General features: G+C 68.2%; 14 protein-coding genes. 2 read left to right on the top strand and 12 right to left on the bottom strand.

All coding sequences use genetic code 11. The features are described from left to right. Window positions 1-114 precede the first annotated feature (114 nt). From treY to glgA, 8 genes are all read right to left on the bottom strand, one after another. The gene (treY, locus tag CDO44_RS22180) at window positions 115-2,805 is read right to left on the bottom strand and encodes a malto-oligosyltrehalose synthase (protein WP_087782431.1); all 2,691 of its coding nucleotides are present in this window, start codon (window positions 2,803-2,805) and stop codon (window positions 115-117) included. Beyond that, window positions 2,802-4,910: a 4-alpha-glucanotransferase gene (malQ, locus tag CDO44_RS22175; RefSeq protein ID WP_087782430.1), complete on the bottom strand. Its 2,109-nt coding sequence runs from the start codon at window positions 4,908-4,910 to the stop codon at window positions 2,802-2,804. Before malQ ends, treY begins: the two co-directional genes overlap by 4 nt. Continuing rightward, window positions 4,907-6,697, bottom strand: coding sequence for a malto-oligosyltrehalose trehalohydrolase (gene treZ / locus CDO44_RS22170; protein ID WP_087782429.1), 1,791 nt, complete (start codon window positions 6,695-6,697; stop codon window positions 4,907-4,909). Before treZ ends, malQ begins: the two co-directional genes overlap by 4 nt. 166 nt (window positions 6,698-6,863) lie before the next feature. Next, entirely contained in the window at window positions 6,864-8,951 is a 2,088-nt protein-coding gene (gene glgX / locus CDO44_RS22165; protein ID WP_087782428.1) for a glycogen debranching protein GlgX, read from the bottom strand. A 3-nt stretch (window positions 8,952-8,954) separates the two neighbouring features. Then, window positions 8,955-11,150: a 1,4-alpha-glucan branching protein GlgB gene (gene glgB, locus CDO44_RS22160; protein WP_087782427.1), complete on the bottom strand. Its 2,196-nt coding sequence runs from the start codon at window positions 11,148-11,150 to the stop codon at window positions 8,955-8,957. Next, window positions 11,134-14,505 carry a maltose alpha-D-glucosyltransferase gene (gene treS, locus CDO44_RS22155; RefSeq protein WP_087782426.1) on the bottom strand — a complete coding sequence of 1,124 codons (3,372 nt, stop codon included), beginning with the start codon at window positions 14,503-14,505 and terminating at the stop codon, window positions 11,134-11,136. The genes glgB and treS overlap by 17 nt, the downstream gene beginning before the upstream one ends. 23 nt (window positions 14,506-14,528) lie before the next feature. Further along, on the bottom strand, window positions 14,529-17,690 hold the full coding sequence (locus tag CDO44_RS22150; RefSeq protein WP_087782425.1) for an alpha-1,4-glucan--maltose-1-phosphate maltosyltransferase: 3,162 nt from the start codon (window positions 17,688-17,690) through the stop codon (window positions 14,529-14,531). Beyond that, entirely contained in the window at window positions 17,690-19,216 is a 1,527-nt protein-coding gene (glgA, locus tag CDO44_RS22145) for a glycogen synthase GlgA (RefSeq protein WP_233146308.1), read from the bottom strand. The genes CDO44_RS22150 and glgA overlap by 1 nt, the downstream gene beginning before the upstream one ends. Window positions 19,217-19,555: 339 nt before the next feature. On the opposite strand from glgA, the gene CDO44_RS22140 reads away from it, so the two are divergent. Next, on the top strand, window positions 19,556-19,951 hold the full coding sequence (locus CDO44_RS22140) for an ankyrin repeat domain-containing protein (RefSeq protein WP_087782423.1): 396 nt from the start codon (window positions 19,556-19,558) through the stop codon (window positions 19,949-19,951). Window positions 19,952-19,960: 9 nt separating this feature from the next. Here the strand turns inward: CDO44_RS22140 and CDO44_RS22135 are convergent, their stop codons facing one another. Continuing rightward, the gene (locus tag CDO44_RS22135; RefSeq protein ID WP_087782422.1) at window positions 19,961-21,154 is read right to left on the bottom strand and encodes an MFS transporter; all 1,194 of its coding nucleotides are present in this window, start codon (window positions 21,152-21,154) and stop codon (window positions 19,961-19,963) included. A gap of 148 nt (window positions 21,155-21,302) precedes the next feature. Between CDO44_RS22135 and CDO44_RS22130 the strand changes: the two genes are divergently transcribed. Next, entirely contained in the window at window positions 21,303-22,718 is a 1,416-nt protein-coding gene (locus CDO44_RS22130) for an MFS transporter (RefSeq protein WP_087782421.1), read from the top strand. A 4-nt stretch (window positions 22,719-22,722) separates the two neighbouring features. Here CDO44_RS22130 and CDO44_RS22125 read toward each other — a convergent pair whose 3' ends face one another. From CDO44_RS22125 to CDO44_RS22115, 3 genes are all read right to left on the bottom strand, one after another. After that, window positions 22,723-24,342 (bottom strand): sulfite reductase flavoprotein subunit alpha, encoded by a 1,620-nt coding sequence (locus CDO44_RS22125; RefSeq protein ID WP_233146307.1) that lies wholly within the window; start codon window positions 24,340-24,342, stop codon window positions 22,723-22,725. Continuing rightward, window positions 24,339-25,268 carry an FAD:protein FMN transferase gene (locus CDO44_RS22120; RefSeq protein WP_087782481.1) on the bottom strand — a complete coding sequence of 310 codons (930 nt, stop codon included), beginning with the start codon at window positions 25,266-25,268 and terminating at the stop codon, window positions 24,339-24,341. The genes CDO44_RS22125 and CDO44_RS22120 overlap by 4 nt, the downstream gene beginning before the upstream one ends. A 289-nt stretch (window positions 25,269-25,557) precedes the next feature. Further along, window positions 25,558-26,367 carry a DUF4198 domain-containing protein gene (locus tag CDO44_RS22115; RefSeq protein ID WP_087782420.1) on the bottom strand — a complete coding sequence of 270 codons (810 nt, stop codon included), beginning with the start codon at window positions 26,365-26,367 and terminating at the stop codon, window positions 25,558-25,560. Between the last annotated feature and the right edge of the window lie 28 nt (window positions 26,368-26,395).

Raw genomic sequence — 26,395 nt, 5'->3', positions numbered from 1 at the left:
TGATTTTGCCCACGTGAAGCAGCGCAAGTTTAGAGGTTCCGCCCGCGTGGCGGGTGGTCTTGCGCCAACGGCGGCAAAAACGGGGAGCGAGCCGGGAAGGCGGGGCGGACCGCCTCAGGCGTACATCAGGGCGACAGGAAAAGCGGCCAGGGCTTCGGACACGCGGACGGCGCCGCCCTCGACGCTGCAATCGGGGCCGCCGAGCGCATTGCGCAGCGCGTCGCCCACCGCCAATCCGGACACGTCGATCGCGGTATCTCCCCAGGCCTGAGGCGGCACGTGGGGAACCGGCGAAGAGCCCGAAGCCGCCAGCACAAGCGCCGCGGCGCAATGCGGTGCCACCACCAGCGCAATGCGGTCCTGGTAGCGGCGGACGTAGGCCAGCACGGCCCCCTCGGCATCGCCGCGGACCGCGAGCGGCAGATAGTCGCCGCGGCGGAAAAGCTCGGGATCGCGCCGGCGCAGCGCCAATACGCGGCGAATCAACTCGAACTTGATGCAGCCGTCGCGCCAGCGGGCGATCAGGTCGGCATTGTCAGCGGCGCCCCGCAGCGCGGCGCGCCGACGCTCGTAGTCCACCGGCCGCCGGTTGTCGGGATCGACCAGGCTGAAGTCCCAGAATTCCGTGCCTTGGTACAGGTCGGGCACGCCCGGCGTGGTCAGGCGCAACAGGGCCTGGACCAGGCTGTTCAAGGCGCCGGCCGCGCCCGCGCGCGCGACGAAGGCCGACAGCTCCAGCAGCGTGCGGCCGTTGCGCCGCGGATCGAGCACGGCGCGCAGGAAGGCCTCGCAGGCCTGTTCGTACTCGTCGGCGGGCGTTACCCAGCTCGAACGCAGCTTGGCTTCGCGCAGCGACTTGGTTTGCCATTCGGCCACCCGCTCCGCCAGCGACGCGACGCCCGCCTCGTCGCCGATGAACAGGTCGAGCGGCCAGACGCCGAACAGCGTCTGATACAGCATGTATTCGTCCGCCGCTGCAGGACGCGGCCCTTCCTTGGCCTTGAGCGCCTCGTGCCGGCGCATCCACACCTCGACCTGCCGCTGCCATTCATCGCCAAGCTCGCTGAGCACCGCCAGACGCGCCCGGGTGTCTTCGCCGCGCTTGTGATCGTGCGTGGCAGTCGCCAGCATGGCGTCGGGCAGTCGGGCGGCGCGTGCCAGCACCTTGCGGTGGAAACCCTCGAGGTCCAGCGAGAACATGCCAGGATCGCCGCCGACCTCGTTGCGCGACAACAACCGTCCATAGCGATAGAAACCCGTGTCCTCCACCGACTTGGCCGCCAACGGGGCAGTCAGTTGCTGGAAGCGGCGTATCGCCTCCCGGCGCCACGTCCGCAGCGCCGGCGTGGTGGCCGGATCCGGCGCATGTCCCAGCCATTGCGCGAGCAGCTCCAGCAGTCCGAGATCGGCCCGCCTGAGCGCCTGGCGTGCGCCTTTGCAGGCAATGCTCATGGCCACCTCGTCGGCGGCGAGCGGCGAGGTTCCGCCCACATAGGTGCGGTAGACGGGAAAATGCACCAGCAGCTCGGTCAGTACCCTTCTGATGGCGGGTGGCCCCCAGTCGCGCGTGCCGAGGTCGGCACGCGCAATCCGGTGCAGGACGCACACGAGCGCGTCGCACTCGCCGGCGAAATTCTGCGCCACGAGCTTGCGCCGCACTTCCAGGACGAGAGAACGGAATCCCCGCGACTCGCCCGAGACGGATTGCCACAGGCTCGTCAGGCGCGGCTCGCCCTGCGGGTCGTGCAGCAAGGCGCCCACTTCGTTCATGAAGTCGTAGCCCGTGGTGCCATGCACACGCCATGAGGCCGGCAAGTGTTCGTCCGCGGCAAGTATCTTCTCGACCACGATGTACGGCACGTCGCGCGGGCAGCCCGCAGGCCGTTGCGGATTGAGGGCGGTCAGGTTCTCGCGCAGATAGCGGCAATATCCCTCCGGGTCGGCCAGCCCGTCGATGTGATCCACGCGGATGCCGTCGATCAGGCCCTCGGCATACAAGCGGAACGGCAGGCGGTGGATGGCTTCGCGGGTGTCGTCCCGCTCGACCCGCACGCCGATCAGGTCGCTGATCTCGAAGAACCGCCGCCAATTGATTTCCTCGGCTGCGGTGCGCCACCAGGCAAGCCGGTAATGCTGGCGCTCGAGCAGCGCGTGCAGGCGCGCCCGGCCCTGCAGTTGCGATGCGTCGTAGGCATCCGGCGGCTGGGCGGCGATCTCGTCCGAGAATTCGGGCGCCACCGGAAAGCGCGCGTCAAAGTAGGCAATGACGTACTCGCCCGTCTCGTCGTCGCGCTGCAGAGACAACTGGCCGGCCGCGAGCACCTGGCCGTACTGGTCGCCCAGAAACGGCGCCAGCACCTTGCCGCACAGCGCCGCGTCGGCGGGTTCCCAATCGATGTCGAAGAACTCGGCATAGGGGCTGCGGCGCCCCAGCCGCAGCACACTCCACCACCAGGCGTTGTGGGGGCTCACGCCCATGTGGTTGGGCACCACGTCGATGATCAGTCCCATGCCATGCGCGCGCAGCCGCTCCACCAGGCGGCGCAACCCCTCTTCGCCGCCCAGCTCGGGGCTCACCGTCTCGTAGTCCACGGTGTCGTAGCCGTGCATGGACCCTGGCCGCGCGCGGGTGATCGGCGAGGCATAGATGTGACTGACGCCGAGGGCGTCGAAGTAATCGACCTGCTCGATGGCGGCCTCGAAGGGGAAGCCGGCGTGGAACTGCAATCGCGCGGTGGCGCGCGGCACACCCGGCGCCACGGCGGCGGAAGGAGCGCTCCGCCGCGATGCGGCGGGCCGGGTCATGCCGCCCCCCTGGCCCGCGTCAGCGCGGCCACGCGCTCGGCCACCTCGGGCTGCGCGAACATGGACTCCACGGATACCGGCATCCGCCGCCGCCAGTTCGGATGGGCGTCGATGGTGCCCGGCAGGTTGGGCTGGTCTTCCAGCGCCAGCATGTCTTCCAGCGGCACCAGCAGCAAGGGTGCGGGGGTCGCGGCCACGAAGCCGAGCACCGCCGCCACGGGCGCCTGCTCGGGAACCGGCTCCTCTGCTCCGACCAGTCCGGCGCGGTGGAGGTCCTGCCACAACCGCGACCGGTCCAGGGTGCGCTCGGCCATCTGCGAGTCGCCGCTGCTGCCTTCGGCCAACAGGCCCAGCCGCTCGCGCCAATGGATGTCCGTGCCGCGCCACCACCCGGCCACCGTCGGCAGGTCGTGCGTGGTGGTGGTGGCGAGCGCATGCGAAGACCAGTCCGCCGGCAGCCGGAACGGCGCGCCGGGCCAATCGCCTTCGCGCGTGAACCACAGCACGTCCATGCCGAGCATGCCTGCCTCCTCGATCTGCGCATTGAAGCCCTCGGGAACCGTGCCCAGGTTCTCGCCGACGACGATGGCGCGATAACGCCACGACTCCAGCGCGATCAGGCGCATCATGTCCTCGAACGGATAGCTCACGTACGCCCCTTCGGCCGGGGACGCGCCCTCGGGCACCAGCCACATCCGCGACAGCCCCAGCGCGTGGTCGATGCGCACCCCGCCGGCGTGCGCCAGGCTCGCGCGCAGCAGTTCGATGAAGGCGCGATAGCCCCGGGCCCGCAGCGCGCGCGGCGAGAAAGCCGTCAGCCCCCAGGCCTGGCCCTTGGGGTTGAAGACGTCGGGAGGAGCACCTGGCGACAGCCTCGAGAGTACTTCCTCCTGCCGCGTCCAGGCATGGCTGCCCGAGGGATCCGTCCCGACGGCCAGATCGGAGATCAGGCCTATGGGCATGCCGGCGGCCCGCGCCGCGGACTGGGCGCCCGCCAAGCCGCGCGCCGCCAGCCACTGGAGGAACAGATGAAAGCGCACTTCGCGCTCGTGGTGCCGGGCGAACCGCTCCACGTCGGGACTGTCCGGCGACCGGAATGCCGCGGGCCAGTGGCGCCATCCGGCGCGGTCGCCGGTCTCGGCCACTCGCCAGGCATGGACGGCCTCGAAACGCGCATGCGCCTGCAGCGATGGCCCGCCCTCGCGCTCGAACGCCAGAAAATCCTCGTAGGCCCGGGCATCCACATTGCGCGGGAAGTCGTCGAACAAGGCGTGCAATATCGCGAGCTTGGCCCGGCCGGCGGCGGGCCAGTCGACCAGGTCCAGGTCGGCCAGGCGGGCCAGTTCGTCGCCCAGCCCCTTGGCGGTCACGGCGGCCAGCGCGTGTGCGCCGAAGACTGCGGCCGGATCGACGTACAACACGTTCAGGAACAACCGGCTCGACGGTGCGTAGGGACTGTAGCGGGTCGGGTCGGCGCTGAACATCGCATGCATCGGGCTGACGGCCACCGCGGCTGCGCCTTGCGCCGCGGCTTGCTCGGCAAGCCGCTGCAGGGCCGTGAAATCGCCGAAACCCGCTCCCGCCGCTGCGGCCTCGCGCCGCAGGCTGTAGAGCTGCGCCCCCAGCGCCCAGATCCGTCCATGCTCGCGGTGCAGCGCGTCGCCGGCCGCAAAGCACCGCCGCGGCGCGACCGCCACCGTGCAGGTGGCGCCACCGATCAGCAAAGTGTGATAGCCGGGCCGCGCGATGCCGGGCAGCGTCAGGACACCGGCATGTCCGCGGCGAGCCACCCCGTCGCAACCGGCGCCGTCCTCGAACACCAGGCGAAAGGGCATTTCCGGCTCGGCACCGGGCCATGGCAGCTCGATGGCCTCGCCTTGCAACGCCGTCTTCAGGGCGGGCGTCTCCTCGTTCCCGGGCCCCGTAAGAAAGGCGAGGCTTGCCGAGATCTGGGCCGGCGTGTCGGCTTCCAGGCCGAACTCGGTCAGCATGGTACGCAACACGTCGGGCGCCACGGCGTGGTGCCGCCCCATGGCGTCTTTCCAATGCACCGCGATGCCGGCGGCGCCGGCCAAGCGTTCGAGGTCGTGATCGGGCGAGCTCATGGCGTTCCTGCCTCCATCCATGCGACCGTGCATGCCGGGTCCAGCCAGCCCTCCCGCAAGCGGCGTGCCGCGTCCGGCCGGCTCTCGAACAGCAGGCCGGCCGAGTCGGCCGGAGCGGTGGCTGCCACCGCCTGTTCGCCGAAATTGGCATGGATCGCCAGTGTCCGGCCGTCGCCCAGGCTCCAGCGCGCCTCCACGGCCTGCGGCCCCAGCGCGCGCGCCCCGATCGCGCGCGCGGCATCCAGGTGCGGCATGAGGGCCTCGCGCCGGCAGCGCAACAACGCCTGGTAATAAGCATGCCAATCGCCCTCGGCCTCGAACAATCCCTCGCGGGACGCCTCGAAGGTGGACGCTTCGTTGGGATCGGGGATCTCCGCGCCCGTACCGTCCGCGAAGGCTTCGAAACTGGCGAACTCCTTGCGCCGCCCTTCCCTGACCGCCTGCGCCAGCTCCGGACCGTGGCTGGTGAAATACAGGAACGGCGTTTCCACGCCGTACTCCTCGCCCATGAAAATCAACGGTATTTGCGGCGACAGCAGGACCAGCGCGATCGCCGCCCTCAACGCCTGCGTCCGTCCGCGCACGCGAGCCAATGTTCGGAGGCGTTCGCCCAGCGCGCGATTACCGATCTGGTCATGGTTCTGCAGGAACAGCACGAAACTGGTGGGCGGCAGGTGGGCCGACGGCTTGCCGCGCGGCTTGCCATCGCGATGGGCCGACGGCTCGCCCTGGTAGACGAATCCTTCCGCGAGGCACCGCGCCAGCAACGCCGCCGGCTGGTCGTCGTAGTCGCGGTAATAGCCCTGGTTCTCGTCGGTCAGCAGCCGGTGCAGCACGTGATGGCCATCGTCGTTCCACTGGGCGTCGAACTCGTGCTCGAGCAGCGACACGGCGTTGCCGTCATGCTCGATCACCAGGTGCACCTGCCGCTGCCGGTCTATGGCCTGGCGCACATCGCTCGCCATTTCCTCCAGCCAATCCTGCTCGGAAATCGCATGCACGGCATCCAGGCGCAAGCCGTCGAAGCGGAATTCGTGCAACCAGTACATGGCATTGCCGGTAAAGAATTCACGCACCGGCCTGCGCCGGAAATCTATGGCCGGCCCCCACGGCGTCTGTACATCCTCGCGGAAAAAGGACGGGGCATAGGCGTGCAGGTAATTGCCGTCGGGGCCGAAATGGTTGTAGACCACGTCCAGGAATACCATCAGGCCCAGGCCATGGGCATCGTCGATCAAGGCCTTGAGCGCTTCGGGGCTGCCATAGGCGCGATCCGGCGCATAGGGCAGCACGCCGTCGTAGCCCCAATTCCTCCCTCCCGGGAAATCGGCGATGGGCATGAGCTCGACCGCGGTAATGCCCAGCTTGGCAAGCCGCGGCAATTGCGCGCGCACTCCCTCGAAGCCACCCAGCGCGCCGGCGTGCAGCTCGTAAATGACCGCCTCGCTCCACGGCCGTCCCCGCCAGCGGGTATGCCGCCAACGGTAGGCGGATGGGTCGACCACCACGCTGGCATCGTGTACATCGCCGTCCTGCATGCGCGAGGCGGGGTCGGGAACGGACAGGCCGTCTTCGAAGCAATAGCGATAGCGGGTGCCGGCGCCGCACGCGGCTTCGGCCTCGAACCAGCCTTCCTTCTTGGCCTGCATGGGTATCCGGGTGGCGTCGGCGCGACCCGGCTCCAGCTCCACGTATGCCTCCTTCCGGCCCGGCGCCCACAGCCTGAAACGGGTACGGTCCGGCCGGAGCAGGCGGGCACCGAATTTATCGGGAAGGTTTTTTTTCATCGCCGGGCCGTCCCAAGATGAAAAACGCCCCCCCGGGGGGCAGCGACCCCACGAAGTGGGCGGAGCGTGGGGGCGATTCCCCATCGCCGGGCCGTCCCAAGATAAAAAACGCCCCCCCGGGGGGCAGCGACCCCACGAAGTGGGCGGAGCGTGAGAGGGTAATTCTTCATGGTGCGTCCATCCTGCATCCCAGCAATACCGCGCTGCGGGGCTCGAGCTCGATCGATTGCCGGGTCAAATCCGCTTCGGGCAAATCGGGCCGCGCACTATCGATCAGCATGCGCCAGCGCATGGTCGAAGGCGGCAACGCGAAGGCAACGGCGTGCCCGTTGCCATTGATCATGAGCAGCGTTGCCTCGATCGTCTCGTTCTGCCGCACCGCCCGGCGCAGTACCAGGGTGCGGCGGTGCGGATCGTTCCAGGCGTCGTCCCAGATATGTTCCCCGTGCTCGTCGAACCAGGCGATCTCGGGCAGGTCTTCGGCGACGAAATGATTGTTCACCATGAAACGCTCATGGCGCAGGGAGGGGTAATCGTGGCGCAGCGCGGCCAGCCGCGACACGAACGCGGCCATCGCCCTGCCCGCTTCCGATTCGGCCAGCCGCCAGTCCAGCCACGACACTTCGTTGTCCTGGCAATAGGCGTTGTTGTTGCCGAGCTGGGTGCGGCCGAACTCGTCGCCGCCCAGCAGCATCGGCGTGCCGTGCGAACAGAATAGGGTCAGCAGCATGGCGCGGGCCACGGCCGCGCGGGTGGCGAGGACCGCCGGATCGGACGTCGGCCCCTCCACGCCCCAGTTGCTGCTGTAGTTCTCGTTGTGCCCGTCGCGGCCCTCTTCGCCGTTGGCCTCGTTGTGCTTGTGCGCGTAGCTGACCAGGTCCGCCAGCGTGAAACCGTCGTGCGCGGTGACGAAGTTCACCGAAGCCCAGGTCTTGCGGTGGCGCCGGTTGAAAAGATCGCCCGAGCCGGCCAGCCGGGTGGCCAGATCGGGCCGCTGCCCTTCGTCGCCACGCCAGAACCGGCGCACCGCGTCGCGGAAGCGGTCGTTCCATTCGGCGAATCCCGGTGGATGGTGCCCTACGTGATAGCCGTCGGGCCCGATGTCCCAGGGTTCGGAAATCAGCTTCAGCCGCGACAGCACCGGGTCCTGCAGCAAGGCATCGAAGAACCCCGCACCCGGGTCGAACCCGCCCTCCTCCCGTCCCAGCGTCACCCCAAGGTCGAACCGGAAGCCATCCACGTGGAACGCATTGGCCCAGTAGCGCAGGGAGTCCATGACCATCTGCAGCACGCGCGGATGCGACAGGTTGAGGGTGTTGCCGCAGCCGGTGTCGTTGATGTAGTGGCGTTCGTCGCCGGGCACCAGGCGGTAATAGCTGGCGTTGTCGAGGCCGCGCCAGGACAAGGTGGGTCCTGTTTCGCTGGCTTCGCACGTATGGTTGTAGACCACGTCGAGAATGACCTCTATGCCGGCGGCGTGGAGGTTCCGGACCGCCACGCGGATCTCGTCGAGGTTGTTTCGGGACAGGTAGGAGGCCTCGGGCGCGAAGAAGCCCAGGGTGCTGTAGCCCCAATAGTTGCGCAGGCCGCGTTCGACCAGGAAGCGGTCGTTGACGTGCGCGTGGATGGGCAGCAGTTCGATGGACGTCACGCCCAGCGCCAGCAGATGATCGATGAGCTTGCGGTCCGTGAGGGCCTGGAAGGTACCGCGCTCGATGGGCCGCAGATCCTCGCGCAGCATGGACAGGCCGCGCACGTGGGCCTCATAGATCATGGTCTGGCCCCACGGCCATTCGGGCCGCTGGTCGCCGTGCCAGTCGAAGGCGTCGTCCACCACGACGCACTTGGGCATCGCGGCCGCGCTGTCGCGGCGATCCATGCCCCGGTCTTCTCCCCGATAGCCGTTCAAGGCATCGGTCCAGCGCAGCGTCCCTATAAGCTTGCGCGCATAGGGATCCAGCAGCAGCTTGTGGGGGTTGAAGCGGTGCCCGTGCTGTGGCTCGTAAGGGCCGAAGGCGCGGTAGCCATAGACCAGGCCCGGGCCCGCGCGCGGAAGGTAGCCGTGCCAGACCTCGTTGGTGCATTCGGGCAGCGGCATGCGCTGGAGTTCCTTGCGTCCCGACTCGTCGAACAGACACAGCTCGATCCGGGTGGCGTTCGCCGAGAACACCGCGAAATTCACTCCCATTCCGTCGCACTGCGCCCCGAGCGGAAACGGCCGGCCGGGCAGCAATCGATCGGCGATCGTCTGCATGCGCTACTCCTGTGGCTCGAGCAGCAAGGTCGCCAGCGGAGGCAGCGTCAGCGCAAGCGCATGCGGCAGGCCGTGGGAAGCCTCGTGGCGGGCCTCGACGCCACCGCCGTTGCCCATGCCGGAGCCGCCATAGTCGGCCGCGTCGGTATTGACGATCTCCCTCCAGCGTCCGCCGCGCGGAACGCCCAGCAGGTATTCATGGCGCGGCACGGGAGTCATGTTGCAGACCGCGAGCACGTGGCGATCGCCGTCGCTGCGCAGGTAGGCGAAAACGCTGTTGCGATCGTCGTCGCCGACGATCCACCGGAAGCCCGCGGAATCGGCGTCGAGCCTGTGCAGCGCGGAAACGGCGGCATACGCATGGTTCAGGTCCCGGACCAGGCGCTGCATCCCGGCGTGCAGCGGATCGGCCAGCGCGTCCCAATCGAGCTGCGCGTCGTGGTTCCACTCCCGCTCTTGCGCGATCTCCCCGCCCATGAAAAGCAGCTTCTTGCCCGGGTGACTCCACATGAAGCCGAAGTAGGCGCGCAGATTGGCGAAGCGCTGCCAGCGGTCGCCGGGCATTTTGCCGATCAGCGAGCCCTTGCCGTGCACCACTTCGTCGTGCGAGAGCGGCAGCATGAACTTCTCGGAATAGGCATAGACCATGCCGAAAGTCATGTCGTGATGATGATAGTGCCGGAACAAGGGATCATCGTGCATGTACCGCAAGGTATCGTGCATCCACCCCATGTTCCACTTGTAGTGGAACCCCAGCCCGCCTTCGCCCACCGGCGTGGTCACGCCGGGCCAGGCGGTCGATTCTTCGGCGATCATCATCGCGTCCGGCACATGGCGGCGCACCTGCTCGTTCAGTTCGCGCAGGAAGGAAATGGCTTCGAGGTTCTCGCGTCCCCCGTAGTAATTCGGTATCCATTCCCCTTCGCGGCGGCTGTAGTCCCGATACAGCATCGAGGCGACCGCATCCACCCGCAAGCCGTCCACGTGATAGCGCCTCAACCAGGCAAGTCCGCTGGCCCGCACGAAATTGCGGACCTCGTTGCGGCCCAGGTTGTAGATGTAGGTGTTCCAATCCTGGTGGAAGCCTTCGCGCGGATCCTCGTATTCGTACAACGCCGTGCCGTCGAAGCGGGCAAGCCCGTAGACGTCGGAGGGAAAATGCGCGGGCACCCAGTCCAGGATCACGCCCAGCCCCGCGCCGTGGCAGCGGTCGACGAACGCGGCGAAATCCCGCGGCGAACCGTAGCGCGCGGTCGGTGCGAACAGCCCCAGCGGCTGGTAGCCCCAGGATCCGCCGAACGGGTGTTCCATGATGGGCATGAGCTCGAGATGGGTAAACCCCATCTCCCGCGCATACGGGATCAGCCGGTCGGCCAGTTCCTGCCAGTTCCAGTTTCCGCCGTCGTCGCGCCGCAGCCACGAGCCGACATGCACCTCGTAGACCGAGATGGGGGCGTCGGGGGCGTGGCGCGCGGCGCGGCCGGCCATCCAGGCCTGGTCGGTCCAGCCGAACGGCTCGGGATCGGCTACTACCGAAGCCGAGGCCGGCGCCAGCTCGGCCTGGCGCGCATAGGGATCGGCCTTTTGCGGCAGCAGCCTGCCGTCGGCGCCGATCAGCTCGTACTTGTAGGCCTCGCCATGCGTGAGCCGGGGCACGAACAGCTCCCAGACTCCCGCCGCATAGCGCAGCCGCATGGGATGGCGCCGGCCGTCCCAGGCGTTGAAGTTGCCCACCACCGACACTCGCCGGGCATTGGGCGCCCAGACCGCGAAGCGCACGCCCGGCACGCCCTCGATTTCGGCGCAATGGCCGCCCAGGCAGTCGTCCACGGCCTCGTGGGCGCCCTGCGCGATCAGGGCGAGGTCTTCCTCACCCAGTATGAGCCCGAACGCGTAGGGATCCTCGGTTTCCTGGAAAGAGCCCGGCCATTGGATGCGCAGCCGATATCCGGTCCGGGTGGGAAGGAAACCGGCGTCGGCGCATCCCTCGAACACGCCGTCGCGCAAGGGTTGCAGGGCCAGCACGCCGCCCGTGTCCGACACCGCCTCGACGGTCACCGCGCCGGGCAGAAACGCCCGTATGCAGATTCCATCGCCCTTGCGGTGCGGCCCCAGCACGGCGAAAGGGTCGGCATGCCGGCCGGCCGCCAGGGCGTCTATATCCGCGGGGCCGATCCCGCTGTCATGGCTGTCCGTCAATGTTCTCTTCCTTCCGGATCGCCGGTTCGATGCGTGTGGCCAGCGCCACCAGTCCGCGCAGCGGCACGCCTATCCAGGCGGGGCGGTTGGCGGCTTCGTAGCTCACTTCGTAGGCCGCCTTGTCGATGAGGAACAGCAACAGCAGTGCCTCTTCTTCGTCCATGTCCATCCACGGCTGGGGCGCGGCCGCGGCGACTTCACGGTACGCGGCGAGGAAGGCTTGCGAAGCTTCGGTGCGAAACCGCTCGAGCAAGGTATCGCGACGCTGCGCCACGGTGTCGATGGACGGGCCGGCGATGGGACTGGGCCCCGTCGCCGGCGTGCTCGCGTCCGGCGCCCGCGCGGCCACGGCGGCGGCGTAGTCGAACGAGCGAAGCAGGCCCGCGACGTCGCGCATGGGGTGGCTCTTGCGGCGTCGTTCGTCCATGGTGCGCGCCGGTTCGCCCTCGAAGTCGATGATGTAGGCATCGTTCTGCGCCACCAGGACCTGGCCGAGATGGAAGTCGCCGTGCACGCGGGTCAACCGGGCGTTCTTCACCCCGTGCCCGATGCGTTCGATGGCGGCTTCGAGCGCGTCGCGGTTGTCGAGCAGCAGCGCCACCTCGGCCGACAGCTCGCCCCAGTCGCGGCGCGCGGCCAATATGGCCAGGGCGCGGTCCAGGCTCTGCCGGGTATCGTCGATCCAGCGCGCCCGATCCTCGGCGGTGGCATCGGCCGGCGCGAAAGCCGGATTGTCGGAAGGCAGGGCCAGCGCGGCATGCAGCTCCCCGAGGCGCCGGCCGATGGCGGCGGCGAGCGTGGCGTAACCGCGCAATTCCTGCCCGTAGTCTTCCACGCTCTCGTCGGTCAGCGCAGCGTCGTCCAGGGTACGGTGCAGATATTCCAGGGTCCAGTTCCAGGCGTCGCCCTGGTTGCCCACGTACTGCTGCACCAGGATCAGCGTATGCGGGGTGCCGTCTTCGTCGACCCTGACCACCTCGCCCAGCAGCGCGGCGGTATTTTGGAAACCCAGCCGCGTCAGATGGCGCGTCATCTCGCTCTCGGGATGGATGCCCGCGGTCACCCGCCGCACGATCTTGAGCACGGCATCGGTGCCCATCACGAGGGAGCTGTTCGATTGCTCGGCCGACAGCCATTGGATGGGCGTTTCGGCATTGACCACCACCGCATCCAGCCCGGGCTCGGGAATGAACCGTATCCGCGCACCCGTGCCGCTGTCGCCGGCGGTCCGGGCTTCCAGCTCGATGGCGTTGCGAAGGCTGTCGAATATCGCGATGGCAAAGCTCTGCAGGCTGAAGGCGTCGGTGACCATGCCGACCATCGGACCGCGCCGCACGCGCGCCAGGGCCAGCTGCTGCTGCAGCTGCGGCAGCGTCTCTTCCCAGATCAGCCCCAGCGGCACCACGTAGCGCTCGCGGCGTTCGCCCAGGTCGGCTTCGATTTCCGTCAGGTAGAGCTCATCGGTGGCCGGCAGCCTGACGCCGTAGACAACGTGCCCCGAAACAATGCGTTCGTTCTTCGAAGCGAACCAGCGCCGCAGCGACAGGTACTCGGGCAGGACCGCCTGCTCCAGCGTCCGCCGGGATTCGGAGGTCAGCTCATAGCCAGTCCTGCCTCGCAGGACCAGGGTACGGAACTCGCGCAACTGGTCGGCGGTCGCCAAGTGCCAGTTCGGCGGCGCGGCCGACGTGCTCAATTCGAACCAGTAGAAGCCGTAAGGGGGCAGCGTCAGCAAATACGTCAGGCGACCGATGGCGGGAAACGAAGTCCCCCCCATCAGTTCCACCGGGACCCTTCCGTCGAACTCCGCCAGGTCGAGCTCCACTGCCTGCGGCGTATGCGAGAGGTTGGCCACGCAGAGGATGGTGGTCTCTTCATACTCGCGAAGGTAGGCCAGGATCTTCCGGTTGCCGGGATAGAGGAAACGCAGGGTCCCACGGCCGAACACCCGGTATTGCCGGCGCTTGCCGAGCATGCGGCGCATCCAGTTCAGCAACGAGTGGGCATCGCCCGACTGGGCCTCGACGTTGACCGCCTCGTAGCCGTAGAGATTGCCCATCAACGGCGGCAGCACCAGACGCTCGGGATCGGCGCGCGAAAAGCCGCCGTTGCGGTCGGGCGACCATTGCATGGGCGTGCGCACGCCGTCGCGGTCGCCCAGGTGGATGTTGTCCCCCATGCCGATCTCATCGCCGTAGTAGATGACCGGCGTGCCGGGCATGGTGAGCAGCAGGCTGTTCATCAGCTCGATGCGGCGGCGGTCGCGCTCCATCAGCGGCGCCAGGCGGCGGCGTATGCCGAGGTTGAGCCGCGCCCGCCGGTCCGCGGCATAGACCTCCCACAGGTAATCGCGTTCGCTGCTGGTCACCATCTCCAGCGTCAGCTCGTCGTGATTGCGCAGGAATATCGCCCACTGGCAGTTGGCCGGGATGTCGGGCGTCTGCTGCATGATGTCGGTGATCGGGAAACGGTCCTCCCGGGCGATGGCCATGTACATGCGCGGCATCAGCGGGAAATGGAAGGACATGTGGCATTCGTCGCCCTGCCCGAAATACTCCTGGGCATCCTCGGGCCACTGGTTCGCCTCGGCCAGCAGCATGCGGCCGTCGTAGGACGCGTCAAGGTCCTGCCGTATGCGCTTGAGGATGGCGTGGGTCTCCGGCAGGTTCTCGTTGTTGGTGCCCTCGCGTTCGACCAGGTAGGGGACGGCGTCCAGCCGCAGCCCGTCCACGCCCAGGTCGAGCCAGAAGTGCATGACGCTCAGGATGGCCTTGAGCACGCGGGGATTGTCGTAGTTGAGGTCGGGCTGGTGCGAGTAGAACCGGTGCCAGAAATAGGCCCCCGCCACCGGATCCCAGGTCCAGTTCGACTTCTCGGTGTCGAGGAAGATGATGCGCGTGCCGGCATAGGCCTGATCGTTGTCCGACCAGACGTAGAAATTGCGCGCCGCCGAGCCGGGCTTGGCATGCCGCGCGCGCTGGAACCAGGGGTGCTGGTCCGAGGTGTGGTTGACCACGAGTTCGGTGATCACCCGCATGCCGCGTTCGTGCGCCGCGGCGATGAACCTCCGCACGTCGGCCATCTCGCCGTAGTCGGGATGCACGCCGCGGTACTCGGCGATGTCATAGCCGTCGTCGCGGCGCGGCGAGGGATAGAACGGCAGCAGCCAGATGGTGTCCACGCCCAGCTCGGCGATGTAGTCGAGCTTGGCCAGCAGGCCGGGGAAATCGCCGATGCCGTCGTTGTTGGCGTCGAAGAACGATTTCAGGTGCAGCTGGTAGATCACCGCGTCCTTGTACCAGAGCGGATCGCCCCGGTTGACCGCATTCACCGATGTCTCGCGCTTGCTGTTCATGCGTCCTCGCTGCCGATAGGTCCCTAGAACCGCCGGGAGATCCGCCATATCGCGTACGGACCGTGGGGTTCGAGGCGGACGTATTGCATCTTTCCCCGCCAGTCGAAGCGATAGCCGTGCAACAGGTCCTCGGCATGCAGGGTGCCGTTGTCCGGCAGGCCGAACTCCCACAGCGGCAGTTCGATATGGGCCCCCTGCCCGGCATGGGGGTCCAGGCTCACCACCACCAGGACCACGTTGTCGCGCTCCGGCGTGGCCTTGGTATAGGCCAGCACCCGGTCATTATCGGTATTGAGAAAGCGTATGCCTGTATGGATATGCAACGCGGGGTTGTCGCGCCGGATGCGATTGAGCATGCCGATCTCGGCCACGATATTGCCGGGACGGTTCCAGTCCCAGGCCCGGATCTCGTACTTCTCCGAATCCAGGTATTCCTCCTTGCCTGGGACCGGCGCCGCCTCGCACAGCTCGAACCCGTTGTACATGCCCCAGGAACCGGACATGGTTGCCGCCAGCGCCGCCCGGATGAGAAACCCCGGACGGCCGGACGAATGCAGGTAGCGCGGATTGATGTCGGGAGTATTGACGAAGAAATTGGGACGGAAGAAATCGGAAACCGGCGGCCGAGAAATTTCGTCGAGGTACGCGGCCAGTTCCCACTTGCTCTCGCGCCAGGTGAAATAGGTATACGACTGCGAGAAACCCAGCTTGGCGAGCCGGTACATCATCTTGGGCCGGGTGAACGCTTCCGACAGGAACACCACGTCGGGATGCCGGGCATGCACCTGCGCGATCAGCCATTCCCAGAAGGGCAGCGGCTTGGTATGGGGATTGTCGACGCGGAAGATCCGCACGCCCTCGTTCGCCCAGAACAGCACCACGTCCAGCAGCGCCAGCCAGAGCCCGGAGGCGGCGTCGCGGCCGCCCGGCCCGCGGGCATAGAAATCGACGTTGACGATGTCCTCGTATTTCTTGGGCGGGTTTTCGGCATAGCGCAGCGAGCCGTCCGCGCGCCAGGCGAACCATTCCGGGTGCTCGGTCAGCCAGGGATGGTCGGGCGAACACTGGATGGCGAAATCGAGCGCGATCTCCAGTCCGTGCCGGGCCGCAGCCTCGACCAGCCGGCGGAAATCGTCCAGCGTGCCCAGTTCCGGATGGATGGCATCGTGGCCGCCCTCCTGCGCGCCGATGGCATAAGGACTGCCCGGATCGTCGGGGCCCGCCACCAGGCTGTTGTTGCGCCCCTTCCTGTTCTTGCGCCCGATGGGATGGATGGGCGGGAAGTACAGCACGTCGAATCCCATGTCGCGGATGGCCGGCAACCTGGCCGCCACGTCGGCGAAGGTCCCGTGCCGGCGCGCATCGCCGCTCTGCGAACGGGGAAAGAGTTCGTACCAGCTCGCGAACTGCGCGGCGCGCCGCTCTACCCGGACCGGAAACTCGGGCGAGCGGGAGGCAAACTCCCTCGGATCCAGCGCCTGCATCAGCTCGGCGGCCTGTGCGGAGCGTATCCATTCCAGGCAGGCGTCGGCGGCCAGGCCGGGCAGGCGCTGCGCGGCCTCGTCGGCGCGGGCGCGCACGTCCTCGTCGGCGTGCGTGCCGCGCGCCGCCAGGACCTTCATGATCCAGGCCCTGACTTCCTCGACCTCGAGGCCCACATCCAGGCCCGCCTCGATCTTCTTGCGCAACTCGTCGAGATAAGTGGAAAACGTGTCGCGCCAGGCCTCGATCGCGTAGCAGCCCATGCCCACTCGTTCGGGACGGCACACTGCTTCCCATCTGTCGTTGTCCACGTGCCTCATCGGGATGCGCGTCCACGCGTCCTCGTCCGCCGCCCGCCACAACAGGTGCGCGGCCAGCTTGTCGTGGCCATCCATGAATATGTCGGCCTGCACGCGCAAGGCTTCGCCGGGCGTGCGCTTGACGGCGAAACGGCCGCCTTCGATCACCGGGGCGACGGCCTCGATCGACACCCGTGGCGCGGCCATGGCCGCCGTCAGCGAACGGCGCCGCGGCGGCCCCCCGAGGACTGGCGGCGCGGGCCCGAGCTCCACGATCGCGGCGGCCCCCGGCTCGAGGCACGCGGGCACGCCGGCATGCAGCGCATCGACGGCATCTTCCCGCACCCGCACGGCGCGCTGCACGCGATCTGGCAGCCGGGCTTGAATGGCGTCCCAGTCGACCGCCGTGGAAGCCAGCAAGTCGGGATTGAAAAGCAGCAGATGATTGCGCCAGCCGCGCGGCCCTCGCGCCCTGCGCAGCAACGCGGCCACGATGGCATCGGTTCCGCCCAGCGGCAACAGCTCCACGCCGGCGGCGGGCACGCCGGCCAGCCAGCGATTGGCGGCCCGGATGTCGGCGCTCAGGTCCAGCTGGTCGTGGGGCGCGCCGTCCAGGCCGTATCGCTCGAATCCCATGGGAGCCAGCCAGCCCGACCCCGTCGATACGGCGGCCCACAGCGCCCGTGTCGCGGCCCGGCGGCGAACCTCGACGTCCGGTACGCCGACGCCGGTCGCGCCGGGCCCGTATGGATCCGCGGGAAAAGCCAGTACGTCGGCGGCTTGGTCCAGCGCGTGCCGCTCGTCCATGAGCCAGGCGCTGTGGAAGTCCCACCAGGCAAGGGAAGAAAAGACGTGCGAGAACCCCAGGCCGCGCAGGCCCCGGACCGCTTCGCGCGACAGCCCCGGTGTCCAGGCCAGCAGGTCCAGGTCCTGTTCACCGTCGCGCAGCGGGGCGAGCCGCTCGCGCAGCTTGTCGGGCGGCACGTCCCGCAGCCCGCGCAACAAGAGACCGCTCACGCCCCACTTGCGCCAGGCCGGCGCCCGTGCGCTCCAGTCGACCGCTTCCTCTCCGCCATGCGGCGCGGCAGGCGCCAATACGCGCGGATCCAGCGCATGCCCGGCACCACCCTGGCCGGAAGAGATGGCGGTCCCCGCCTCGCCCACGTGGCAGTCCAGGTAAAGCGCCAGGCGGCGACGCGAGGCGGCGCGCACCAATGCGGAGCACGCTGCCTCGACATCGACGACGCGCGCGTCCGTCAACACCTGTCCGAACCCCAAAGCGGCCGCGGTCTCCAGAAGGCCGCGCCACGCCGCGGCCAATTGCCCCGCCTCGTCGAGCACGGGGCCCAGGACCGCGGCACGCGCCTGATAGATCCGGAGCGGACTCCGTCGCGCCGCCGCCATCAGGCCCGTTTCCGTACTGCCGTCGCGGCCGGGATGCTGGCCGTCTCGGGCCGGCGTGCAACCATGGGCGCGCCGACCGGCGCAACCGGAGCGAGCATGCGATACAGCTCGACATACTGGGCGGCGGAAGCTTCCCAGCCGAAATGCGTGGTCATGCCGTTCTTCTGCAAGGCCGACCATTTCTGTGGCTGCGCGAATACGTCCAGCGCCCGCTCCACTGCCTTCTGCATGTCGTCCGGCGTGTCGCCATCGAACAAGATGCCGGTGGCCGAGCCGACCTCCGCGCCCGGCTCGGGCGACAGGCCGACGATGCTGTCGGCCAGCCCGCCCACGCGGGAAGCGATCGGCACGGTCCCGTACAGCATCGAGTACAGGGGCGTCAGGCCGAAAGGCTCGAAGCGGCTGCCGTGCAGCAGCATGTCCGCGCCCGCATGAAGCAGGTGTCCGCGCCGCTCGTCGTAACCGATGTGCACGCCCAGATTGCGCGGATAGCGCTCGGCCACGGCTCGCAGCGCCTCTTCGATCGCTCGTTCGCCGCAGCCGAGCACGGCGATCTGCAGCCGCGGATGCGCGGCCAGCAGCCGGGGAAAGACCTCTACCGCCAGGTCCGCCATTTTCTGCGAGGTCAGGCGGCTGCCCATTGCCAGCAGCGGCGCCTCGGGATCGGTCGGCAAGCCGAAGGCCTGTTGCATCTCGAGCTTGTTGCGCACCTTGCCGCGCATGTCGAGCGCCGAGAAATGCTCGGGCAGGAAAGGATCGGTGCTCGGGTCCCAGACCTCGGTATCGATGCCGTTGGGAATCGCGTGCAATTCGTGGGCACGCTCGCGCAACACGCCGTCCAGCCCGTGGCCGAACTCGGGCGTCAGGATTTCGCGCGCGTAGGTGGCGCTTACGGTGGTAAGCCGATCCGCATAGCGCAGCCCCGCCTTCATGAAATTGAGGTGGCCCCAGAACTCGGCCCCCTCGCTGCCCCGATAGGCGGGCGGGATCCCAAGCTCGTCGGCCAGGTGCAGCGGAAAGTTGCCCTGGAATGCCAGGTTATGGATGGTCAGCACGGTTTTGGGGCGCTTGACGCCCGCAGCGTGCAGGTACAGCGGCGTCAGGCCGGCATGCCAGTCGTGCGCATGCACCACGTGCGGTACGCGTATGGGTGTCTCGCCAACCGAAATCCGCTTTGCTGCCTGGGCCAGCGCGGCAAAGCGGATTCCGTTGTCGGGAAACTCCTTCCCGTTCGCGTCCAGGTAAGGATTGCCGGGGCGCACGTACAGGCGATCGTTGCGCAACAGCAGGACGGGGATCTCGGTATCGGCCACCCACCCGGCCCATACGGTGGCATCGCCGCCGGCCAACCCCGGCAGCTCGGCCACTTCCTCGAGATCGCAGGCCGCATCCATCGCGCTTTCGTAGGCGGGCATGAACACGGTGGCATCCACATGCGCGTCGCGCAGGGCGCGCGCCAAGCCGCTCACCGCGTCACCCAATCCCCCGGTTTTCGCAAGTGGCAAAGCTTCTGACGTTACTAGCATGACTCTCGGCAGCAAGATTTTTCTCCGGCAAAAGACGCTTCCCCATGGGCAGCGGGGTGAGTGAGAATCAAGGGTGTTCAATACGCGGGGGATCATTCTTTCGCATCGCCGAGGAGCTCAGGCCGCCGGCGGAGGAGATTTCATCCTCGCCGATAAAAATTACCGCCATGAGTAAGATGTACACGTCCGGCGGGCCGATTCCCCGGGATTTGTATCCCTTGCAGCGACTAGGGCAATATGCATGCCATAGTGCGTCAGGCTGTTGGCAGCGAGCGCCAAGTTTGTAACGACTTCCTTCCCGGACTCGCCGGCGGAAGTCTTTGATCACGAAGAGAAATCATGAGCCCAACCGACGCTTACAAACCCAGCGAATCCGTGCTGGCCTTGGCCGGCAAGCTATTCGACATGGCACGGGAGGGGCAGACGGAGCAGCTGGCCGCCTACCTGCAGGCAGGCGCTCCCGCCGACCTTACCAATGACAAGGGCGACAGTCTCATCATGCTGGCGGCCTACTACGGCCATGTGGACACGGTTAAGAAGCTGCTGCAGCACGGTGCCGACCCCAACCGGGTCAACGACCGCGGCCAGAGCCCCCTGGCCGGGGCGGTGTTCAAGGGCAGCGACGAAGTCGTGCGTACGCTGCTGGAAGGCGGCGCCGATCCCGAACTGGGCACGCCTTCGGCGCGCGATACCGCGCGCATGTTCGGCCGGACCGGGCTGCTCGGCGACGCCTGAGGCGCGGCGTCAGGCAGCCTGGCGGCGGGCGGTGCGCCCCCACTGCCACAGCAGCGGCACGAGCACCGCGGCCACGGCGGGGTACAGCAGCCAATTGATCGTTTCCCAGCCGGCGGCATTGAGCAGCTTGCCCGAGGAGAACGAAGCCAGCGCCACCGACCCGAACACCAGGAAGTCGTTCAGGGCCTGCACCTTGGTTCGTTCCTCGGGCCGGTAGCAGTCGGTGACCATCGCGGTCGCGCCGATGAAACCGAGATTCCACCCCACGCCGAGGAAGACCAGCGACAGCCAGAAATGCGCCACGGTCAGCCCCGCCAGCGCGATCGTGCCCGAGACCGCCATCAACAGGAGTCCCGCCATGGTGACGCGCTCCTTGCCATAGCGCGTGATCAGCCTGCCGGTGAAGAAACTCGGCGCATACATCGCCAGCACGTGCCACTGGATGCCCATCGCAGCCTCACCCACCGTGTGCCCGCAAGCCACCATCGCGATCGGCGCGGCGGTCATCACGAAGCTCATCATGCCGAACGACACGATGCCGGCGATCACCGCCACGACGAAGCGGCCGGACGACGCGATCTCGCGCAGGGAGCGGCCGCCGCTCTGCTCGGCCGCCGGACGTACCGATCCGCGCAGCATCATCAGCACCGGGATCGCCAGCAAGGCGAGCGCGGCCTGGCCCACGAAACTGCCGGCGAACGGGATGCCGGCGATGGCGTCGCGGGTCCAGATGACGGTTTGCGGGCCCACGACGGCGCCCACGAGGCCGCCCACCATGACCCAGGAAATGGCACGCGCCCGAAAGGCCGGATCGGCGCCGTCGGTGGCGCCGAAGCGATAGCTCTGCACGCATGAACCGTAGAGGCCGGCGATGGCGGTGGCGACGCAGAACAGGGCGAAGGCGCCGGACGTGATGCTGTGGGCGCCCAGCAGGCCGGCCACCACGCCGATGGCCGCGCCCAGCATGTAGGCCGCGCGCCGGCCGAGACGGCGCATGAGCATCGCGGCGGGAATGGTGCCCAGGGCAAGGCCGAGGTTATAGAGGCTCACCGGCAAGGTCGCCAGCGCCTTGTCTTCCGCCAGGGTCTGTCCCACCAGCCCGCCGAGCGATATGACGATGGCCGGACTCGCGCCGCCAAGCGCCTGCGCGCAACTGAGCACCAGCGCGTTGCGCCGCACCGCTTTCTCGGTCAATCCTTCCATGCTTTGCTTCATGCCTCCCCGGCCTGCCATCCGCACTTCTTATGATTCTAGGTTATTTACCTGCCGCGCCATCGAACAACCCGCCGGGCAACAGGGAGACGGAGATATACTGCCCCGGCCTTTTCCGGCATGCGACCCGCGCCGCCCCATGACCGCCACCCCGTCCAAGCCCAACATCATCTGGCTGATCGTCGCCGCCGCCTTCTTCATGGAGACGCTGGACGGCACGGTCATCGCCACCGCGCTGCCACAGATGGCCGCCACCTTCGGCACCAATCCCGTCAATCTCAGCATAGGCATGACCTCCTATCTGGTGGCGCTCGCGGTCTTCATCCCGATCAGCGGCTGGGTCGCGGACAGGCTCGGCACCCGCCGCGTCTTCGCCTGGGCGGTCGCGGCGTTCACCGTCGCATCGGTGTTGTGCGCGCTCAGCACCAGCGTCGCCCAGTTCACGGCGGCACGGGTGTTCCAGGGCATGGCCGGGGCAATGATGGTGCCGGTGGGCCGGCTGGCGGTGCTGCGCAACACCGGCAAGGAAGACCTGGTCCGCGCCATGGCCTTCATCGTCTGGCCGGGGCTGATCGCCCCGGTGATCGGGCCGCCGCTGGGCGGTTTCCTGGCGACGTATCTGAGCTGGCAGTGGATATTCATCCTGAACGTGCCGCTGGGCGTAGCCGGCATCTTCCTGATACGCGCCTACATCCCCGAATCCCCGCCGCAGCCCCGGCGGCCGCTCGATACGGCCGGTTTCGCGCTCAGCGGCCTGGCCCTGAGCGCGCTGATGGTGGGCGTCGAGATGCTGGGATACGGCGGGCACTGGCAACTGGGGACGGGCCTGATCGCCGCCAGCGCCGTGTCCGGCATCGCGCTGGCGGCCCACCTTCGCCGCCATCCTCATCCGCTGGTGGAGCCCGCGGTCATGCGCGTGGCATCGTTCCGCTCCGTCATGGTCGGCGGCACGATCGCGCGGACGGCGATCAGCGCCATGCCCTTTCTGCTGCCGCTATTGTTCCAGGTCGGTTTCGGCTTGAATGCCTTCGAGGCAGGCATGCTGTACCTGGCCAGCATGCTGGGCAACCTGGGCATGAAGCTGGTCACCACGCAGGCGCTGCGGCGCTTCGGCTTTCGCAACGTTCTGGTCTTCAACGGCGCGCTGGCCGCTGCTTCGATCGCGCTGTGCGCGGTGCTGTCGCGCGAGACGCCGGTACCGTTGATCGTGGCGATCATGCTGGTGTGCGGCATGACGCGGTCCATGCAATTCACCGGCCTGACGTCCATGGCTTTCGCCGAGGTCCCCCAGCCGCAGATGAGCAGCGCCAACACCTTGTTCAGCACCACGCAGCAGATGTCCATGGGCCTGGGCATCGCCGTCGGCGCGGTCGTCCTGCACGCCGCGGCGGCCGCCCGCGGCGCCGCCGACGGCGCCTACCAGGTGCAGGATTTCCGCATCACCTTCCTGGTGGTGGGGCTGCTCGCCCTGAGCAGCCTGTTAAGCTTCGCGCGGCTGCGCCGCGACGCCGGCGCCGAAGTCAGCGGACACCGGCGGGCCGACAAGCCCGCGTGACCGGTCAATAGACGTCTCGCCGATAGCGGCCGCGCTCGGCCAGCTCGTCGAGCCGATCGCGCCCCAGGATGCGCTCCAGCTCGGCGGCCACGCCCGCCGCCATGCCTTGCAGGCTGCCGCACACGTAGATGGCGGCGCCCTCGTCCACCCAGGCCTCGAGTTCGCGGGCGGCGCCCGGCAGGCAATCCTGCACGTAGCGCGGCCACCCCGATTCGCGGGAAAACGCCAGGTCCACGCGGGCCAACAGGCCCTGGGCCCGCCACGCCTCGATCTCGTCCCGATAGAAGAAATCGCGGTCGGACGTGCGTTCGCCGAACAGCAGCCAGTTGCGCGCCGCGCCGGCCGCCGCCCGGGCCTTCAGATGGGCTCGCAATCCGGCCATGCCCGTGCCGTTGCCGATCAGGATCAGCGGGCAGGCCACGGGGGGAGGATGAAAGCCGCTGTTGCGCCGCAGCCTGACGGCGATCGTGCCGCCCCGTTCGGCATGGCGCGTCAGCCAGCCCGATCCCAGCCCGAGCCTGCCGTCGGGATACCGCATCTGCCGCACCAGCAGCTCCAGGCGTCCGTCCGAAGGCAGCGAGGCGATGGAGTATTCGCGATGGGGAATGACGGGCAAGGTCTCGGCCAGGTGCTGCGCCGTCGCGCCGCGCAGCGCGGCCAGCGCGGCATCGCCATGGGGCAGCAGGCGCGCGGCCAGCACATCGCGCAAGGCCTGCTCGCCGCCTTTGCCGCGCACCGGGAGGCCGCCGTCCATGCCGAGCACGGCCAGCATGGCCTCGACCGCATGAGGATCGTTGCGCGGCCCGACTTCGGCGATGTCGCCCGCCATCCAGTCGCACGGGCTGCCCGTACCAGGCACGAGGGACAAATGATAGGCGGGATCGCCGGGACTGCCGGGGTTCAGCAGGCGGCGTTCGGCCAGCGTCCACGGCTGGTAGCTGGGCGCGGCCCAGTCCTCCATCTCGGCGCTGGCTCCCAGCACGTTCAGGTAGTGCTGCCAATGCCGCAGCGCCCCGGCATCGCCGTCGTCCACGAGAATGGTGTCGAACAGGGGCTCGGCGCCCTGCCGATGCAGCCAGTTGGCCAGCGACCGCCCGAAGGCGCAGTACTGCCGGTAACTGCTGTCGCCCAGCGCCAGCACGCCATAGCTCAGGTCCGGCAGCGACAAGTCGCGGCTCAGTGTCTTGCGCGCGAAACCGGCCACGCTGTCGGGTGCGTCGCCTTCGCCGGTCGTGCTGACCACGAACAGCGCCTTGCGGAAGCGCTGCAGGGTGTTCCCGCCCAGGTCCCCCAGGCTGGCCAGGTGCACGGGCAGGCCGGCGGCTTGAAGGGCCTGCGCGCTTCGCCGAGCGATCTGCTCGGCGAAGCCGGTCTGGCTGGCATAGGCCACGAGCAGCGCGTCGGGCGCCGCCGATGAGGTCCCGATGGCGACTCCGCGCCTGCGCAAGCCTATCCAGCCGCAGAACAGCGCATAGCACCCGACCACCAGCCCTCCTGCGACGGCGTGGCGGACCTCCGGTCCGAGCGGCAGCTCGGACCGCGCCACCACGACCAGGACGGCCAGCGACAGCAACGCCGCCACGCCCGCGACGGCGGCGCACACGTTGCGAGATTTTTCGTTCATTCCATCATCGCCGCGAAATTGGGCGTCATCGCTTCCCGGTGGCCCTCGGCGGCACGCCACACTATCGATGCAGCCAGCCCGCGACGCACGGCCCAGGCAAGTCCGGCCTCCGGTCCCATGACGGTCAGGGCGGTCGCCATCGCATCGGCCACCATGCACTCCGGATGCAGGACGGTGACCGATGTCACGCCGTTCTCGATCGGCGCACCGGTGCGCGGGTCGATGGTATGGCTGTACACGCCCAGGCCATCGGACATGTAGCGCCGGTAATCGCCCGAGGTGGCGACCGCCAGCCCGTGCAGGGCAACCCGCGTGACGGGCAGCGGGGCCTCGCCGGCGCCGGCTTGCGGCTGCTCCAGCTCCACCCACCAGGGTTGCCCGTCCGGCTTGGCGCCGTGGCCGTACAGCTCGCCCCCGATCTCAACCAGATAGCCCGCCACGCCGGCGCGCCGCAGGCAGCGCGCGACGGCATCCACGGCATACCCCTTGGCGATCCCGGACAGGTCCACATAGGCGCCGCCAGGCTGGCGCGCCCGACGGCGCGGCGGATCCAGCTCGATGCGATGCCAGCCCACCCGCGATCGCTGCGCCGCCACGTCCGCGCCCGACGGGCGCCGATATGCCCCCTGGGGCCCGAAGCCCCACAGGTTCACCAACGGGCCGACGGTCGGATCGTAGGCGCCGCCGCTGTCGTGCGCGACATTCAGCGCCTGCTCCAGAACCACGAACAGCGCTTCCGGCAACTCGTGCCACGAACCCGCGGGCGCGGTATTGAACCGGCTCAGATCCGAGCTATCCCGCCACGTGCTCATCTGCCCGATGACCATGTCCAGCTCCGCCTGCACCAGCGCCCCCAAGTCCGCCGCCACGGCCCCGTCGTCCACGAACTTCACCGACCAGCTCGTCCCCATGGTCGGCCCACCCATCGTCCGCACCCGCGCCCCGGCCGAATAGCCACGCAAGGCATCGGCCGACAACGCCAGCGGAACAAGAATTCGAGGCCCCCCCCTACGCGCTGCCGCGCGCCCCCCAGGGGCCGGCGCTGGCGGACTGGCAAAGCCAGATCCGCGGCGCCCTGGATCAGAAGCTTCCACGATTGCACCCGACACCCGCCCCACCCCACTCCCCCCCGACCCAGGGCGCCGCGGATCTGGCTTTGCCAGTCCGCCAGCGCCGCCCCCCGGGGGGCGCGCGAAGCGCGTAGGGGGGGGCCTTCTACTCAGGCAACACCTCGAACGTCGCGGCGTAAGTCGAGCGGCGCTCCTTGGCCTGGCTGAAGGAGGTCTTGTCGTCGCGGGTCTCGGCCTCGATCCAGTACATGCCGGCCTCGGGCCAGGTCACCGTGAACTTGCCGTCGGCATCGGTGCGGGTCTTGATCTCGTGCAACTGGTCGCGATAGCGGATTCCGCCCGGAACGATGGACACGTCGACGCCGGCAGCCGGCTTGCCGTCGAGCAGCAGGCGGAAACTCGCCTCTTCCTTCGCGAACAAGTCGTTCGGATGGGTGATGGGAGCCAGCTCCAGTCCCTGGCCGGTGGGCCGCAGCACGGTCTCGGTGGGCTTGCCCACCGTCACGAAGGTTTCGAGGCGGCTGTTGGATTGCGTCACCCGCAGGTCCTGGGCAGTGGCCGGCACCTCTTGCGCGAACTTCTCGGGCGTGCCGCGCCAACGCTTGTTCTTGCCATCCTCTTTGTAGGAAGCGAACAGCCCCGCATTGACCACCGCCATCTTGTAGGTACCGGTCTGCGTCAAGTGCACGTCGAACGTGCTGCGGTAGCGGCCGGTGGATTGGTTCTCGGCCTTGGCCGGCGTGCCGTCGGGCGCCGTCACCGTCAGGTTGTGCAATTGCAGGGGGAAGTGCTCGAAATAGAACAGGTCGTTCGAAATCGCCGCGTCCACCGTCACCCAGGGATCGGCACCCGACAGCACGGTCGCCGAGGGCAGCATCCACATGCGGTGCGCCTGCGCCGACAGGGGGAGGCTTAACGCCAGGGCCAGGGCGGCCCATTTGAGAGACGTCTTCATGTTTTTTTCCTATGGAGAGGGGATTGCG

Origin of the sequence: Pigmentiphaga sp. NML080357 (assembly GCF_002188465.1) — a bacterium.
In the GTDB taxonomy this organism is placed as follows: domain Bacteria; phylum Pseudomonadota; class Gammaproteobacteria; order Burkholderiales; family Burkholderiaceae_B; genus Pigmentiphaga.
The sequence above is the reverse complement of the archived record's forward strand: the minus strand, read 5'-3'. Positions and strand labels throughout refer to the sequence as shown.